Origin of the sequence: Enterobacter cloacae complex sp. 302F9 (assembly GCF_050030335.1) — a bacterium.
Taxonomy (GTDB): domain Bacteria; phylum Pseudomonadota; class Gammaproteobacteria; order Enterobacterales; family Enterobacteriaceae; genus Enterobacter; species Enterobacter hormaechei_C.
On sequence record NZ_JBLGUC010000001.1, the window covers coordinates 1,406,846 to 1,421,136 of the forward strand.

Genomic DNA, 14,291 nt, shown 5'->3' on the forward strand with positions numbered 1-14,291 from the left:
AAATGGCACGTTCATGGGTACGCCTTTTCGCAGGGGCAACGCTGACTCTCTCACTCACCGCCCACGCACTGGCGGATGAAGGAAAAATCACGGTCTTTGCGGCGGCGTCGCTGACTAACGCGATGCAGGATATTGCTGCGGTATACAAAAAAGAGAAAAACGTCGAGGTGGTCTCGTCGTTTGCCTCCTCGTCCACGCTGGCCCGCCAGATTGAAGCGGGGGCACCCGCGGATCTGTTCATCTCTGCCGATCAGAAATGGATGGATTACGCGGTGGAGAAAAAATCTGTTGATACGGCTACCCGCGAAACGCTGCTGGGAAATAGCCTGGTGGTGGTCGCGCCCACAAACAGCAAGCAGGACGACATCGCCATCAACAAACAGACGGACTGGACCCGTCTGCTCAACGGTGGCCGTCTGGCGGTAGGCGATCCGGAGCATGTTCCTGCCGGGATTTATGCGAAAGAAGCGCTACAAAAACTGGGTGCATGGGAGACCTTATCGCCGAAGCTGGCTCCCGCAGAAGATGTGCGTGGCGCGCTGGCGCTGGTGGAGCGTAACGAAGCGCCACTCGGGATCGTTTACGGCTCCGATGCCGTCGCCAGTAAAGGTGTGAAGGTGGTGGGCACCTTCCCGGAAGACTCGCATAAGAAAGTAGAATATCCTGTTGCGATAGTTGATGGACATAAAAATGCGACCGTGACGGCCTTTGTTGACTACCTGAAGGGGCCGGAAGCGTCCGCGATCTTTAAACGTTACGGATTTACGACTCACGAATGATATTGACCGAACCTGAATGGCAGGCCGTGCTGCTGAGCCTGAAAGTCTCTTCCCTGGCGGTTGCGCTGAGTTTGCCCTTTGGGGTGTTCTTTGCCTGGTTACTGGTTCGCGTGAAGTTTCCAGGCAAAGCCCTGCTCGACAGTGTTCTCCATCTTCCGCTTGTCTTACCGCCTGTGGTGGTCGGATATCTGCTGCTGATCTCCATGGGGCGGCGCGGTTTTATTGGCGAATGGCTGTACGACTGGTTCGGACTGACCTTTGCTTTCAGCTGGCGCGGCGCGGTTCTGGCCGCGGCAGTAATGTCCTTCCCGCTGATGGTGCGCGCTATCCGCCTGGCGCTGGAAGGGGTAGATATCCGGTTAGAACAGGCCGCCCGCACGCTGGGCGCAGGCCGCTGGCGGGTATTCCTGACCATTACGCTTCCGCTCACGTTACCGGGCATTATTGTCGGTACGGTGTTAGCCTTCGCCCGCTCGTTGGGTGAGTTTGGCGCGACCATCACCTTTGTGTCGAACATTCCCGGCGAGACGCGGACCATCCCGTCGGCCATGTATACCCTGATTCAGACCCCGGGCGGCGAAGGTGCGGCGGCCCGGCTGTGTATTATTTCGATTGTGCTCGCTCTGGTCTCGCTGCTGGTGTCTGAGTGGCTGGCGCGCCTCAGCCGTGAACGGATGGGGAAATCGTGATGCTGGAACTCAACTTTACGCAAACCCTGGGCAGTCACACCCTGACGCTGAACGAAACGCTGCCTGCCAGCGGTATCACCGCCATTTTTGGCGTGTCCGGGGCGGGGAAAACGTCGCTGATTAATGCGATTAGCGGCCTGACGCGTCCCCAGTCTGGCCGTATTGTGTTAAATAACCGCGTCTTGAATGACGCGGAGAAGAAGGTCTGCCTGTCACCGGACAAACGCCGTATCGGCTATGTGTTTCAGGATGCGCGCCTGTTTCCGCACTACAGCGTTCGCGGGAACCTGCGTTACGGCATGGCAAAAAACATGGCCGGACAGTTCGATAAGCTAGTGGCGCTGCTGGGCATCGAACCGCTGCTGGATCGTCTGCCGTCGTCGCTGTCGGGTGGTGAAAAACAGCGCGTGGCGATTGGCCGCGCCCTGTTAACCGCGCCGGAACTGTTGCTGCTGGATGAGCCGCTGGCCTCGCTGGATATTCCGCGCAAGCGCGAGCTGCTGCCGTATCTGCAACGTCTGGCGCGGGAAATCAATGTGCCAATGCTCTACGTCAGCCATTCGCTGGATGAGATTTTACATCTGGCCGACAAAGTGCTGGTGCTGGAAGCGGGCAGGGTGAAGGCATTCGGCAATCTGGAGGAGGTGTGGGGCAGCAGCGTTATGCATCCATGGCTGCCAAAGGAGCAGCAGAGCAGCATTCTGAAGGTGAGCGTGCTGGAGCACCATCCGCACTACGCGATGACCGCGCTGGCGCTGGGCGATCAGCATTTGTGGGTGAATAAAATCGATACGCCGATTCAGTCCACGTTACGGATCCGCATTCAGGCGTCGGATGTCTCCCTGGTCCTGCAACCGCCGCTGCAAACCAGTATCCGCAATATTTTGCGCGCAAAAGTGGCGCAGTGTTTTGATGATAACGGCCAGGTGGAAGTGCAGCTGGAAGTAGGCAACAGAACGCTGTGGGCGCGCATCAGCCCGTGGGCCAGGGATGAGCTGGGCATCAAGCCTGGCCTGTGGCTTTACGCGCAAATCAAGAGCGTTTCCATAACCGCCTGATTACAGCAGGTGGGTATAAATATACTGCGCGATGCTGTCGGTGGTGTTATCGCCAATCACCACGTCAGCGCGCGCTTTCACCGCGTCATCGGCATTACCCATCGCCACGCCCGTTCCGGACGCTTCCAGCATGCTGATGTCGTTATAGTTATCGCCGAAGGCAATTACGTCCTGCATTGATCCGCCCTGCGATTCGACGAACTGGGTCAGACGCTTTCCTTTGCTGTTGCCTTTGCGGGCTATATCCACCTGATCGTGCCAGGACCATTCACATTCCAGACCCAGCGTATGCTCGACATGTTTTGCGAAAGTATTCAGTTTGGCGGTGTCTTCATCGGTCAGGGCAAATTTCCAGATTGCGTCGACGTCTTCCGCCGCCTGGCGCAGGGAGGAAACCTGAGTGAACACCGGACGCTGCGCTTCCGGCAGAGACAGAGCCCAGTTGCTGGTGCGGATCACATGGCCGGTAGGGCGTTCATACACCATGGCGTTGTCCACATACATCAGGCCGTGAATGGCATGCTCATCCAGTAAATCAATCAATTGCAGCGCCTGCGTAACGGGAAGCGGATCGGAGGCTAAAACCTTTTTTGCCTGATAATCATACAAATAGGTGCCATTACAACAAATTGCAGGTGTATCTAAGCCCAGTGCCTGATAAAAAGGATGAATGGCTACGTGATGTCGACCCGTTACGATGAGAAGTTGATACCCCGCTTCCTGGGCTCGTTTGAGGGCCTCAAGAGAAGAGGGGAGCAGGGTTTTCTGAGGGGTAAGCAGTGTTCCGTCTAAATCCAGGGCAATCACTCGCGAGGTCATTTTTTCTTCCGGGTTAATGTTGAATTTAAGGTCTGTCGGGATGGTACACCGAGAGCGGAACCCTGCAAAATCCCGGACTACAATTCAGCATTCACCGTTAAAAATAATCAGGAGTATTCATGAAACAAACCGTTTATACCGCCAGTCCTGAAAGTCAGCAGATCCATGTCTGGCGTTTGAATACAGAAGGTTCGCTTACGCTGGTTCAGGTTGTTGATGTGCCAGGCCAGGTGCAGCCGATGGTCGTCAGCCCGGATAAACGTTTTCTTTATGTCGGCGTACGCCCGGAATTCCGCGTACTGGCATACCGTATCTCCCCGGATGACGGCGCGCTGACCTATACCGCAGAAGCCCCGCTGCCGGGCAGCCCGACCCATATTTCCACTGACCATAAAGGCAACTTTATCTTCAGCGGCTCCTACAATGCAGGCTGCGTGAGCGTCACCCGCCTGGAAGACGGTATTCCCGTTGAAACCGTCGACGTGGTAGAAGGGCTCGAAGGTTGCCACTCCGCCAACATTTCGCCGGATAACCGCACGCTGTGGGTGCCAGCGCTTAAGCAGGATCGCATCTGCCTGTTCACCCTGAGCGATGACGGCCATCTGGTCGCGCAGAGCCCGGCGGAAGTCACCACCGTGGAAGGCGCAGGCCCGCGCCACATGGTCTTCCATCCGAATCAGCAGTATGCCTATGTCGTTAACGAGCTGAACAGCTCGGTAGACGTGTGGGAACTGAATGATCCTAACGGGCAGATCGAGTGCGTACAGACGCTGGACATGATGCCATCTGATTTCTCCGACACACGCTGGGCGGCAGACATTCACATTACGCCGGATGGCCGTCACCTGTATGCCTGTGACCGTACCTCCAGTCTGATCACCATCTTCAGCGTCTCTGAAGACGGCAGCGTTCTGGCAGTTGAAGGCTTCCAGCCGACAGAAACCCAGCCGCGCGGCTTTAATGTCGATCACAGCGGCAAATACCTGATTGCGGCGGGGCAGAAATCCCACCACATTGCGCTCTATGAAATCCAGGGCGTGCAGGGTCTACTGGAAGAGAAAGGACGCTATGCGGTCGGACAAGGGCCGATGTGGGTTGTGATTAACGCTCATTGATCCGTAGACGAAAAAAACCTCGCAAATGCGAGGTTTTTTTATGCGCGGTTAATGCATGAGGTAGGCCGGGTAAGGCGCAGCCGCCACCCGGCAGCAGGCATTTTACTGCTTCGGCTCAGCAACCACTTTACTACCCAGACCGCGGTTGTTGTATTCCCACATGCGGTTAAAGTTAGCGTCGTTCAGGTTACGCTGCACGTTGTCTTTATCATCCACCGTGCCGGTGTTGCCGGAGAAAGGACGTTTCGAGATCGCCGCATCCGCCCACGGTTTTGCCATGTTAAAGCCTTCGTTAATCACGCTGTCGCGGATCACGACCTGGCCGTTAGTGGCGGAGTCCACGTCCAGCGAGCGACCAAGCTGCGCCACGCCATCGCCAGCAGCAGTAAAGCGGCTATTCACGGCCAGGAAGCCATAGAACAGGTTAGACTGCGTGGCCGGGGCAAAGACGTAACCTTCCTGCTGCGTACGTGAATTCACCACGCGAAAGTCGGTGTTATCAAATACCACCGCGCCGCGGCCAGAGACCATATCCACGTCGCCTTCAATGTAGCTGTTGGTGACCAGAGTACGCGTCAGACGGTTGTTCTGAAGGGTATTCTGCACGCCGCTGTTGGTCACGAAGAAGGTGTTCTGGCGGCCCAGGATATTGACGTTGTTAATCTGTACCTTGTCGCCATCGCTACGCAGCGCCACGGCCTGATGATTACCTGCGTCAACGCTGTCGCCCAGGGTGTTCTGAATGGTCAGGTTCTGCAATTGCAGGCCATTGTTCTGTGACCAGAATACCGCCGAACACATCACGCCAATGGTGGCGGCACGCTTGCGCTGGCAGTTATCAAACATATACCACGCCGGTTTACCTGGCATGTATTTACCGGCCGGGTTCACCAGATGGCGCCAGGTGGTGCTGTCGATCTCTGAATCAATCGCCAGGCCAATTTTTACGTCGACCGCTTTTTCGCCCAGGCCGTAAAGCGTAATGCTTCCCGGTGCCGCCGGAACATAAACGGTTCCTTCGTATTCACCCGGCAGGATGGCAATGTACTGACGAGATGCGCTGTGTTTGGTAATTGCGGCATCAACGGCTGCCTGAATAGAGGTGTGTGTAACGCCCTCTGCCCCGGCCGGGCCGACAACGAAGTCTGGCTGTTTCGGCAGGTTAATAGAAGAAGGCGTCCACGGGGCTGCATTGGGATCCATCGCCGAGAAATAGTGCGCACGGGTGAAGTTCTTCGCTTCAGCCGCTGACAGGATCGGACGGGAAGCGGTGCCCGGAGCAACCTGCTCAGAAGGTTGCTGATCCGGTGGTGTTGAACTGCAAGCGGATAAAGTCACGCCAAAGGCGAGTGCCAACGCCAGACGGGAAATCCTGGAAATATTCAAGGTAATGCTCCTGGGTATGCAAGTCTTATCTGGATAGACGAAATAGCCTGCTTTTTTATACTAAGTTGAGCGAAACGGGAAGATAAAAACCGGAAAAGTTGCATTTTTGCCCGCAGGCGACGGGAAAGTCATCACAAATAAATAACATTTTCCCCCAATGCGGTTGACAGCAGGCGGCAGATGAAAATAAATGTCTATACAACCCATGACAAGTGGAAGGCACATGCAGCAGCTTCATCCCGATGATGTGATATGGCGAAATGCGCGACTGGCAACCCTGGCGACAGGTGAGGCGGAGCCCTACGGCCTGAGAGAACAACATGCCCTCGTTGTGCGCGGCCAGACGATTCTGGCCGTTATTCCTGAATCCGGGATCCCCTCCGGGCATCGTCAGTGTGTCGATCTCGACGGGCGTCTGGTTACCCCCGGCCTGATCGATTGCCACACCCATCTGGTGTTCGGCGGCGATCGCGCGGCGGAATGGGAGCAACGGCTTAACGGCGTGTCATATCAGACCATTAGCGCGCAGGGCGGCGGAATTAACGCCACGGTCACGGCCACCCGCAACAGTTCGCCGGAAACGCTCCTGAGGGTGGCGCAGCAGCGACTCCAGCGGCTGATGAATGAAGGCGTAACGACCGTTGAAATCAAATCGGGATACGGACTGAATGCCGAAGCCGAAGAGAAAATGCTGCTGGTTGCCCGCCAGCTCAGCCTGAATAATCTGGTCGATATCAGCCCGACGCTGCTGGCCGCGCACGCCGTTCCTGCCGAGTACCGACAGGATCCGGATGCCTATCTGGCGCTGGTCTGTGAGCAGATCATGCCCACGCTGTGGCAAAAAGAGTTATTTGAAGCGGTGGACGTGTTTTGTGAAAACGTCGGCTTTACCCCGGCGCAAACCGAGCGCCTGTTCCAGGCCGCCGCCGCGCTCGGGATCCCGGTAAAAGGGCATGTAGAGCAACTGTCGAATCTCGGCGGCGCGGCGCTGGTCAGCCAGTATAAAGGGCTGTCGGCCGATCATATTGAGTATCTCGATGATGCAGGTATTCAGGCGATGGCGCAAAGCGGCACGGTGGCGGTATTGCTCCCCGGCGCGTTCTATTTTCTTCAGGAGCGCCAGCGTCCACCGGTGGCGCAGCTCAGAGAGCAGGGCGTGCCGATGGCGGTGGCTACCGACTACAATCCGGGCACCAGCCCGTTTGCCAGCCTGCATCTGGCAATGAACATGGCCTGCGTCCAGTTTGGCCTCACGCCGGAAGAGGCCTGGGCTGGCGTGACGCGGCATGCGGCGCAGGCGCTAGGACGTGGTGCGACGCACGGGCAGTTAAAGCCAGGTTATGTGGCTGATTTCGTCGTCTGGGAGGCGAATCATCCGGTTGAGATGGTTTACGAGCCGGGGCGGAATCCTATGTATCAACGCGTGTTTCGGGGGCAGGTAGCATGAAACTGTGGCATCCCGTCTCTCCGCAGGTCTGGCAGGGTCGTGACGACAGCGCCGAGTCCAGCACCGCGAAACGTCTCTTCCAGACCATACAGCAGCGCGAACACTTTTCTCCCGCGCCGTCAGGCATCGCCCTGCTGGGCTTTGAATGTGATGAAGGGGTTAAGCGTAACCAGGGCAGGCCCGGTGCTGCACAGGCGCCCGATGTGTTGCGTGGCGCGCTGGCGAATATGGCGAGCCATCAGGGGCATGCGCGCCTCGTGGATATGGGCGCTATTTATGTTGAAGGCCACGCGCTGGAGGCGGCACAGCAGGCGCTGAGCGAGGCCATAACCGCGTGCCAGCAATCCGGGATGCGTACTCTGGTTTTCGGCGGTGGACATGAAACCGCCTGGGCGCACGGGCGCGGCGTGCTGGACGCCTTTCCGAACGATCGCCTTGCGGTGATCAACCTGGATGCGCACCTCGATTTACGCAAGGCCGAACGGGCAACGTCCGGCACGCCGTTCCGCCAGCTGGCGCACTACTGCGCGTCTCAGTCGCGGGTGTTTCACTACGCCTGCCTGGGGGTAAGCCGTGCGGCGAATACTCAGGCGTTGTGGGAGGAAGCTGAGCGGTTGAACGTGACGCTGGTTGAAGATCTCGATTTTCGCCGGGATGCGCTATCCGCGCTGGATAGCGTGCTTGCGCAGGCAGACCGGGTTTATCTCACCGTTGACCTTGATGTGTTGCCTGCCGCAGAAATGCCCGCCGTGTCCGCCCCTGCGGCGTTGGGGATCCCGGCGCTGGATCTGTTCCCGGTGATTGAGCGTATCTGCCGAAGCGGTAAACTACAGGCGGCGGATCTGGTGGAATTTAATCCGCACTACGATCGGGACGGACAGGGCGCTAAGCTCGCCGCCCGACTGGCCTGGCAAATTGCTCACTGGTGGGCATAACAACATTCAAGGAGTCATGATGTTTTCACGCTCGCCCCTGCCGCAGCCGAGCCCTCCCGCGCCTTTTTACGAAAAGGTGAAGCAGGCGATCAGCGAAAAAATCGCCGCCGGCGTCTGGCGCCCGCATGACCGCATTCCGTCCGAGGCCGAGCTGGTGGCGCAGTTTGGCTTTAGCCGAATGACCATCAACCGCGCACTGCGTGAACTGACCGATGAAGGGTTGCTGGTGCGTTTGCAGGGTGTCGGAACCTTTGTCGCCGAGCCAAAAGGACAGTCGGCGCTGTTTGAAATCCGCAGCATTGCCGATGAAATTGCCGCCCGCAACCATCAGCACCACTGCGAGGTGCTGGTGCTTGAAGAGACGCTGGCCAGCGCCGAACAGGCCATCGAGCTGAACGTTACCGAGGGCACCCGGATTTTCCATTCGGTGATGGTGCATTATGAGAACGACATTCCGGTCCAGATTGAAGACCGCTGCGTCAACGCGGAGCGGATACCGGACTACCTGAGCCAGGATTACACCCAAACCACACCGCATGCGTATCTCTCGCTCGTCGCCCCGCTGACGGAAGGGGAGCATATCGTGGAAGCCGTGCGCGCCACGCCGCAGGAGTGCGAGCTGTTGCGTATTAAAGAGCACGATCCCTGTCTGCTGATCCGCCGTCGTACCTGGTCGTCCTCGCAAATTGTGTCGCATGCGAAGCTGCTATTCCCGGGGAATCGCTACCGGTTGCAGGGCCACTTTATGTCATAAGTTTTATAAGCGTGATCGCTAACGCAATATAGCAAAATTGTATCTTTTTTGTTAAATCCGACCTTGTGTGTGCTTGTCTATACAAGTATATCTAAATGCATCACCTGTCCCTTATGAGGAACACACAATGTCGTCAGATAAATACCGCAAGCAGGATGTCCGCGCCGCGCGCGGCACCACGCTCACCGCAAAAAGCTGGCTCACCGAAGCACCGCTGCGCATGTTGATGAACAACCTTGATCCTGAGGTAGCAGAAAATCCCCAGGAGCTGGTGGTCTACGGCGGCATTGGCCGCGCCGCGCGCAACTGGGCGTGTTATGACGCGATTGTCGAGTCTTTGACGAATCTCGAAAACGACGAAACGCTGCTGGTGCAATCCGGCAAACCGGTGGGCGTATTCAAAACCCATAAAAATGCGCCCCGCGTGCTGATTGCCAACTCCAATCTGGTGCCGCACTGGGCGACGTGGGAACACTTCAACGAGCTGGACGCAAAAGGGCTGGCCATGTACGGCCAGATGACCGCGGGTAGCTGGATCTACATCGGCAGCCAGGGGATTGTGCAGGGCACGTATGAAACCTTCGTGGAAGCGGGCCGTCAGCACTATAACGGATCACTGAAAGGCCGCTGGGTGCTCACCGCCGGACTGGGCGGCATGGGCGGCGCGCAGCCGCTGGCCGCGACGCTGGCGGGCGCGTGCTCCCTGAACATTGAGTGCCAGCAGAGCCGCATCGATTTCCGTCTGCGTACCCGCTATGTCGATGAGCAGGCCGACAACCTCGATGACGCGCTGGCGCGCATCAAAAAGTACACCGCTGAAGGCAAAGCCGTGTCGGTTGCCCTGTGCGGCAACGCGGCGGATATTCTGCCGGAACTGGTGGCGCGCGGCGTGCGTCCGGACCTGGTCACCGACCAGACCAGCGCTCACGATCCGCTCCACGGCTATCTGCCAAAAGGCTGGACGTGGGAAGACTACCAGCAAAAAGCGGAAACCGATCCTGAGGGCACGGTACTGGCGGCCAAACGCGCCATGGCGGAACACGTCTCCGCGATGCTGGCCTTCAGTAAGATGGGTATTCCGACCTTTGATTACGGGAATAACATCCGCCAGATGGCGAAAGAGATGGGGGTGACTAACGCCTTTGACTTCCCCGGCTTCGTGCCCGCCTATATTCGTCCTCTGTTCTGCCGCGGCATTGGGCCATTCCGCTGGGTTGCCCTGTCCGGCGACCCGGAGGATATCTACAAAACCGACGCCAGAGTGAAAGAGATTGTCGCCGACGACGAACACCTGCATCGCTGGCTGGATATGGCGCGCGAGCGCATTAACTTCCAGGGCCTGCCGGCGCGTATCTGCTGGGTCGGGCTGGAGTGGCGGCAAAAACTCGGCCTCGCCTTTAACGAAATGGTGCGCAGCGGCGAAGTCTCCGCGCCGATCGTCATTGGCCGCGACCACCTGGACTCCGGCTCTGTCGCCAGTCCGAACCGTGAAACCGAAGCCATGCGCGACGGCTCGGATGCGGTCTCCGACTGGCCGCTGCTGAATGCCCTGCTGAACACCGCCAGCGGCGCGACCTGGGTATCGCTGCACCACGGCGGCGGCGTCGGGATGGGCTTCTCCCAGCACTCTGGGATGGTCATCGTCTGTGACGGAACTGATGAAGCGGCCGCGCGTATCGCTCGCGTGCTGCACAACGACCCGGCAACCGGCGTGATGCGTCACGCGGATGCGGGTTACGAGATTGCCATTGATTGTGCCAAAGAGCAGGGCCTGAACCTGCCGATGATCCCCGCCACACAAGGAAAGCCTGCATGAACGCGTTAACACTTACTCCCGGCTCGCTGACGCTCAAACAGCTGCGTCACGTCTGGCGTCATCCGGTGACACTCTCCCTTGATGAAAGCGCCCACCGTGCCATTAACGACAGCGTGGCCTGCGTGGAGGCGATTGTGGCGGAGGGGCGCACCGCCTACGGCATCAACACCGGGTTTGGCCTGCTGGCGCAGACCCGCATCGCCACGCACGATCTGGAGAATTTACAGCGTTCGCTGGTGCTGTCGCACGCGGCGGGGGTTGGCCAGCCGCTGGACGATGAGATCGTCCGCCTGATGATGGTGTTGAAAATCAACAGCCTGGCGCGTGGGTTTTCCGGCATTCGTCTGAGCGTGATCCAGGCGCTGATGGCGCTGGTCAATGCGGAAGTTTATCCGTGGATCCCGGCGAAGGGCTCCGTCGGCGCCTCCGGCGATCTGGCGCCGCTGGCGCATATGTCGCTGCTCCTGCTGGGTGAAGGCCAGGCGCGCTGGCAAGGGGAGTGGCTGCCTGCGAAAGAGGCGCTGAAAAAAGCTGGCTTAACGCCGATCACCCTCGCGGCAAAAGAGGGGCTGGCGCTGCTCAACGGCACGCAGGCGTCGACCGCTTTCGCGCTGCGCGGTCTGTTTGAAGCGGAAGATCTGTTCGCCTCGGCGGTGGTGTGCGGTGCACTGACCACTGAGGCGGTGCTCGGCTCGCGTCGTCCGTTTGATGCCCGCATCCACGAGGTGCGCGGCCAGCGCGGGCAGATTGATGCCGCTGCCATGTACCGCCACGTACTTACCGATACCAGCGACATTGCCGATTCGCATCACAACTGTGAGAAGGTGCAGGATCCGTATTCCCTGCGCTGCCAGCCGCAGGTGATGGGCGCCTGCCTGACGCAGCTGCGCCAGGCGGCAGAAGTGCTGCTGGTGGAGGCCAATGCGGTGTCCGATAACCCACTGGTATTTGCTCAGGAAAACGAGGTGGTTTCTGGCGGTAACTTCCACGCCGAGCCGGTGGCGATGGCCGCAGATAATATCGCCCTGGCGATTGCCGAAATCGGGGCGTTGTCTGAGCGTCGAATCGCGCTGATGATGGATAAGCACATGTCCCAGCTGCCGCCATTCCTGGTGCGTAACGGCGGGGTCAACTCGGGCTTTATGATCGCCCAGGTCACCGCCGCGGCACTGGCAAGCGAGAACAAAGCCCTGTCGCATCCGCACAGCGTGGACAGCCTGCCAACCTCAGCCAACCAGGAAGATCACGTTTCGATGGCCCCGGCTGCCGGGCGTCGCCTCTGGGAGATGGCCTCTAACACCCGCGGCGTGCTGGCGGTGGAGTGGCTGGCGGCGTGTCAGGGTATTGATTTGCGCGAAGGGCTAAAATCCAGCCCGCTGCTGGAGCAGGCGCGCCAGGAACTGCGCGAGCACGTTACGCACTACGATGACGACCGCTTCTTTGCGCCGGATATTGATAAGGCGATGCAGCTTCTGGAGGAAGGACGGCTGGTGGGGCTGTTACCTTCGGTGCTGTGATTTTTACCCTCACCCTAACCCTCTCCCACAGGGAGAGGGAATTGTTAGGTTTTCTCCCTCTCCCTGTGGGAGAGGGCCGGGGTGAGGGCATCAGCCCGCACGATTACGAATACATCGCCGTAATCGACGCGCTACCCAGCGAATGGAAATGCACGTTAAAGCCTACCATCGCGCCGCTCGCCCCTTCGTCGACCTCAATCTTGTCCACATCCAGCGCGTGCACGGTGAAGATATAGCGGTGCGTTTCCCCTTTTGGCGGCGCCGCGCCGCCGTAGCCCGCTTTGCCAAAGTCAGTGCGCGTCTGAATCGCACCGTCAGGCAGAGCAACCAGATCGGAACCGGAGCCCTGCGGCAGCACGCGCGTGTCGGCGGGCAGGTTTGCCACGATCCAGTGCCACCAGCCCGACCCGGTTGGCGCATCCGGATCGTAGCAGGTCACGACAAAACTTTTGGTTCCCGCTGGCACATCGTCCCACGCCAGATGGGGAGAGATATTATCCCCCTGATAACCCATCCCGTTAAACACGTGACGTTCCGGCAGCTTTTCGCCGTCGCGCAAATCTTTACTGATGATTTTCATCCGATTTCCCTCGTTACTCACTCATTCAGAAAGTGTAACGCATGGGGTTAAATCGCGAAATGCGCTGAAGTGTTAACGGCTTCAACCACTGCCCCGGTCAGCTTGCGGAGCTGATCCGCAGAAATGCTGTAAGGCGGCATGAGGTAAATCAGCTTACCGAAAGGTCGCACCCACACGCCCTGGTCAACGAAGAAGCGCTGCAACGCGGCCATGTTCACCGGATGCGTTGTCTCGATTACCCCGATGGCGCCCAGTACGCGGACGTCCGCGACGTATTCCGCCTCCGCCGCCGCGCTTAACTGCTGCTTCAGCTGCGCCTCAATCGCCGCCACCTGCGTCTGCCATGCGCCGCTTTCCAGAATGGCGAGGCTTTCGCTTGCCACGGCGCAGGCCAGCGGGTTGCCCATAAACGTCGGGCCGTGCATAAAGCAGCCCGCGTCGCCGTCGCTGATGGTATCGGCAACCTGGCGGGTGGTAAGCGTGGCGGAGAGAGTCATGGTGCCGCCGGTGAGCGCTTTCCCCAGGCACAGAATATCCGGCGCGATCCCCGCATGCTCACAGGCGAACAATTTCCCGGTGCGGCCAAAGCCGGTGGCGATCTCATCGGCAATCAACAGGATCCCTTCGCGGTCGCACATCTTCCGAATGCGCTTCAGCCACTCGGGATGGTACATCCGCATTCCGCCCGCGCCCTGCACAATCGGTTCGAGAATAACGGCGGCAATCTCGTGACGATGGGCCGCCATCAGCCGCGCGAAGCCCACCATGTCCATCTCGTTCCATTCGCCGTCGAAGCGGCTCTGCGGGGCTGGCGCAAACAGGTTTTCCGGCAGATAGCCTTTCCACAGGCTGTGCATGGAGTTGTCCGGATCACATACCGACATCGCGCCGAAAGTGTCGCCGTGATAGCCGTTGCGGAAGGTAAGGAACCGCTGGCGCGTTTCGCCCTTCGCATGCCAGTACTGCAACGCCATTTTCATCGCCACTTCCACGGCCACCGAGCCGGAGTCGGCCAGGAAAACGCACTCCAGCGATTCAGGCGTCATCGCTACCAGGCGACGGCATAAATCCACCGCGGGCTGATGCGTGATCCCGCCAAACATCACGTGTGACATCTGGTCAATCTGCGCTTTCATCGCCGCGTTTAGTCGCGGGTGGTTGTAGCCATGGATCGCCGCCCACCAGGAGGACATCCCGTCAACAAGCCGCTCGCCGCTGGCAAGATGCAGCTCGCAGCCGTGGGCCGAGGCTACCGGATAGACGGGAAGGGGGCGGGTCGTGGAGGTGTAAGGGTGCCAGATATGCTGCTTGTCGAAGGCGAGATCGTCCTGGGTCATAATCGACTTGTAAACCATTTTGAAAAGTTTTAGGTTTACAAGTATAAACCGAACCGACA

General features: G+C 58.8%; 13 protein-coding genes. 9 read left to right on the forward strand and 4 right to left on the reverse strand.

All coding sequences use genetic code 11. The features are described from left to right. Positions 1-2 precede the first annotated feature (2 nt). From modA to modC, 3 genes are read left to right on the forward strand one after another with little or no spacing between them, the layout of a single operon-like run. The gene (modA, locus tag ACQG0T_RS06665) at positions 3-779 is read left to right on the forward strand and encodes a molybdate ABC transporter substrate-binding protein (RefSeq protein WP_017384951.1); all 777 of its coding nucleotides are present in this window, start codon (positions 3-5) and stop codon (positions 777-779) included. Continuing rightward, complete coding sequence (modB, locus tag ACQG0T_RS06670; protein ID WP_003858545.1) at positions 776-1,468, forward strand: molybdate ABC transporter permease subunit; 693 nt, start codon at positions 776-778, stop codon at positions 1,466-1,468. The genes modA and modB overlap by 4 nt, the downstream gene beginning before the upstream one ends. Continuing rightward, positions 1,468-2,526 (forward strand): molybdenum ABC transporter ATP-binding protein ModC, encoded by a 1,059-nt coding sequence (gene modC, locus ACQG0T_RS06675; RefSeq protein ID WP_017694124.1) that lies wholly within the window; start codon positions 1,468-1,470, stop codon positions 2,524-2,526. The genes modB and modC overlap by 1 nt, the downstream gene beginning before the upstream one ends. Here modC and ACQG0T_RS06680 read toward each other — a convergent pair whose 3' ends face one another. Then, on the reverse strand, positions 2,527-3,345 hold the full coding sequence (locus ACQG0T_RS06680) for a pyridoxal phosphatase (protein WP_017384949.1): 819 nt from the start codon (positions 3,343-3,345) through the stop codon (positions 2,527-2,529). A gap of 119 nt (positions 3,346-3,464) precedes the next feature. Here ACQG0T_RS06680 and pgl point away from each other — a divergent pair, with 119 nt between their 5' ends. After that, complete coding sequence (pgl, locus tag ACQG0T_RS06685) at positions 3,465-4,460, forward strand: 6-phosphogluconolactonase (RefSeq protein ID WP_015571095.1); 996 nt, start codon at positions 3,465-3,467, stop codon at positions 4,458-4,460. A 102-nt stretch (positions 4,461-4,562) separates the two neighbouring features. Here pgl and ACQG0T_RS06690 read toward each other — a convergent pair whose 3' ends face one another. Then, entirely contained in the window at positions 4,563-5,846 is a 1,284-nt protein-coding gene (locus ACQG0T_RS06690) for a putative acyl-CoA thioester hydrolase (RefSeq protein ID WP_017384948.1), read from the reverse strand. Positions 5,847-6,069: 223 nt separating this feature from the next. Between ACQG0T_RS06690 and hutI the strand changes: the two genes are divergently transcribed. The 5 genes from hutI (at position 6,070) to hutH (ending at position 12,315) form a co-directional block, all read left to right on the forward strand. Continuing rightward, positions 6,070-7,293, forward strand: a complete 1,224-nt coding sequence (gene hutI / locus ACQG0T_RS06695; RefSeq protein ID WP_039271307.1) for an imidazolonepropionase — start codon at positions 6,070-6,072, stop codon at positions 7,291-7,293. Next, positions 7,290-8,228 (forward strand): formimidoylglutamase, encoded by a 939-nt coding sequence (gene hutG / locus ACQG0T_RS06700; RefSeq protein WP_015571092.1) that lies wholly within the window; start codon positions 7,290-7,292, stop codon positions 8,226-8,228. Before hutI ends, hutG begins: the two co-directional genes overlap by 4 nt. A gap of 19 nt (positions 8,229-8,247) precedes the next feature. Further along, positions 8,248-8,982 (forward strand): histidine utilization repressor, encoded by a 735-nt coding sequence (locus ACQG0T_RS06705; RefSeq protein WP_032102635.1) that lies wholly within the window; start codon positions 8,248-8,250, stop codon positions 8,980-8,982. Between the two features lie 127 nt (positions 8,983-9,109). After that, on the forward strand, positions 9,110-10,798 hold the full coding sequence (hutU, locus tag ACQG0T_RS06710) for a urocanate hydratase (RefSeq protein WP_271040608.1): 1,689 nt from the start codon (positions 9,110-9,112) through the stop codon (positions 10,796-10,798). Continuing rightward, complete coding sequence (hutH, locus tag ACQG0T_RS06715) at positions 10,795-12,315, forward strand: histidine ammonia-lyase (protein ID WP_023303326.1); 1,521 nt, start codon at positions 10,795-10,797, stop codon at positions 12,313-12,315. Before hutU ends, hutH begins: the two co-directional genes overlap by 4 nt. Before the next feature lie 103 nt (positions 12,316-12,418). Here the strand turns inward: hutH and ACQG0T_RS06720 are convergent, their stop codons facing one another. After that, entirely contained in the window at positions 12,419-12,895 is a 477-nt protein-coding gene (locus tag ACQG0T_RS06720; RefSeq protein ID WP_003858531.1) for a kinase inhibitor, read from the reverse strand. Positions 12,896-12,942: 47 nt separating this feature from the next. Beyond that, a complete protein-coding gene (gene bioA / locus ACQG0T_RS06725) occupies positions 12,943-14,232 on the reverse strand; it encodes an adenosylmethionine--8-amino-7-oxononanoate transaminase (protein WP_017694117.1) in 1,290 nt (429 codons plus the stop codon). Positions 14,233-14,291: the final 59 nt, after the last annotated feature.

Excerpts from the sequence above, each read along its gene's own strand:
- modA (WP_017384951.1), top strand. The coding sequence starts at position 3 with ATGGCACGTTCATGGGTACGCCTTTTCGCAGGGGCAACGCTGACTCTC.
- modB (WP_003858545.1), top strand. The coding sequence starts at position 776 with ATGATATTGACCGAACCTGAATGGCAGGCCGTGCTGCTGAGCCTGAAA.
- hutG (WP_015571092.1), top strand. The coding sequence starts at position 7,290 with ATGAAACTGTGGCATCCCGTCTCTCCGCAGGTCTGGCAGGGTCGTGAC.
- hutU (WP_271040608.1), top strand. The coding sequence starts at position 9,110 with ATGTCGTCAGATAAATACCGCAAGCAGGATGTCCGCGCCGCGCGCGGC.
- bioA (WP_017694117.1), bottom strand. The coding sequence starts at position 14,232 with ATGACCCAGGACGATCTCGCCTTCGACAAGCAGCATATCTGGCACCCT.
- modC (WP_017694124.1), top strand. The coding sequence starts at position 1,468 with ATGCTGGAACTCAACTTTACGCAAACCCTGGGCAGTCACACCCTGACG.
- pgl (WP_015571095.1), top strand. The coding sequence starts at position 3,465 with ATGAAACAAACCGTTTATACCGCCAGTCCTGAAAGTCAGCAGATCCAT.
- hutH (WP_023303326.1), top strand. The coding sequence starts at position 10,795 with ATGAACGCGTTAACACTTACTCCCGGCTCGCTGACGCTCAAACAGCTG.
- ACQG0T_RS06705 (WP_032102635.1), top strand. The coding sequence starts at position 8,248 with ATGTTTTCACGCTCGCCCCTGCCGCAGCCGAGCCCTCCCGCGCCTTTT.
- hutI (WP_039271307.1), top strand. The coding sequence starts at position 6,070 with ATGCAGCAGCTTCATCCCGATGATGTGATATGGCGAAATGCGCGACTG.
- ACQG0T_RS06720 (WP_003858531.1), bottom strand. The coding sequence starts at position 12,895 with ATGAAAATCATCAGTAAAGATTTGCGCGACGGCGAAAAGCTGCCGGAA.
- ACQG0T_RS06680 (WP_017384949.1), bottom strand. The coding sequence starts at position 3,345 with ATGACCTCGCGAGTGATTGCCCTGGATTTAGACGGAACACTGCTTACC.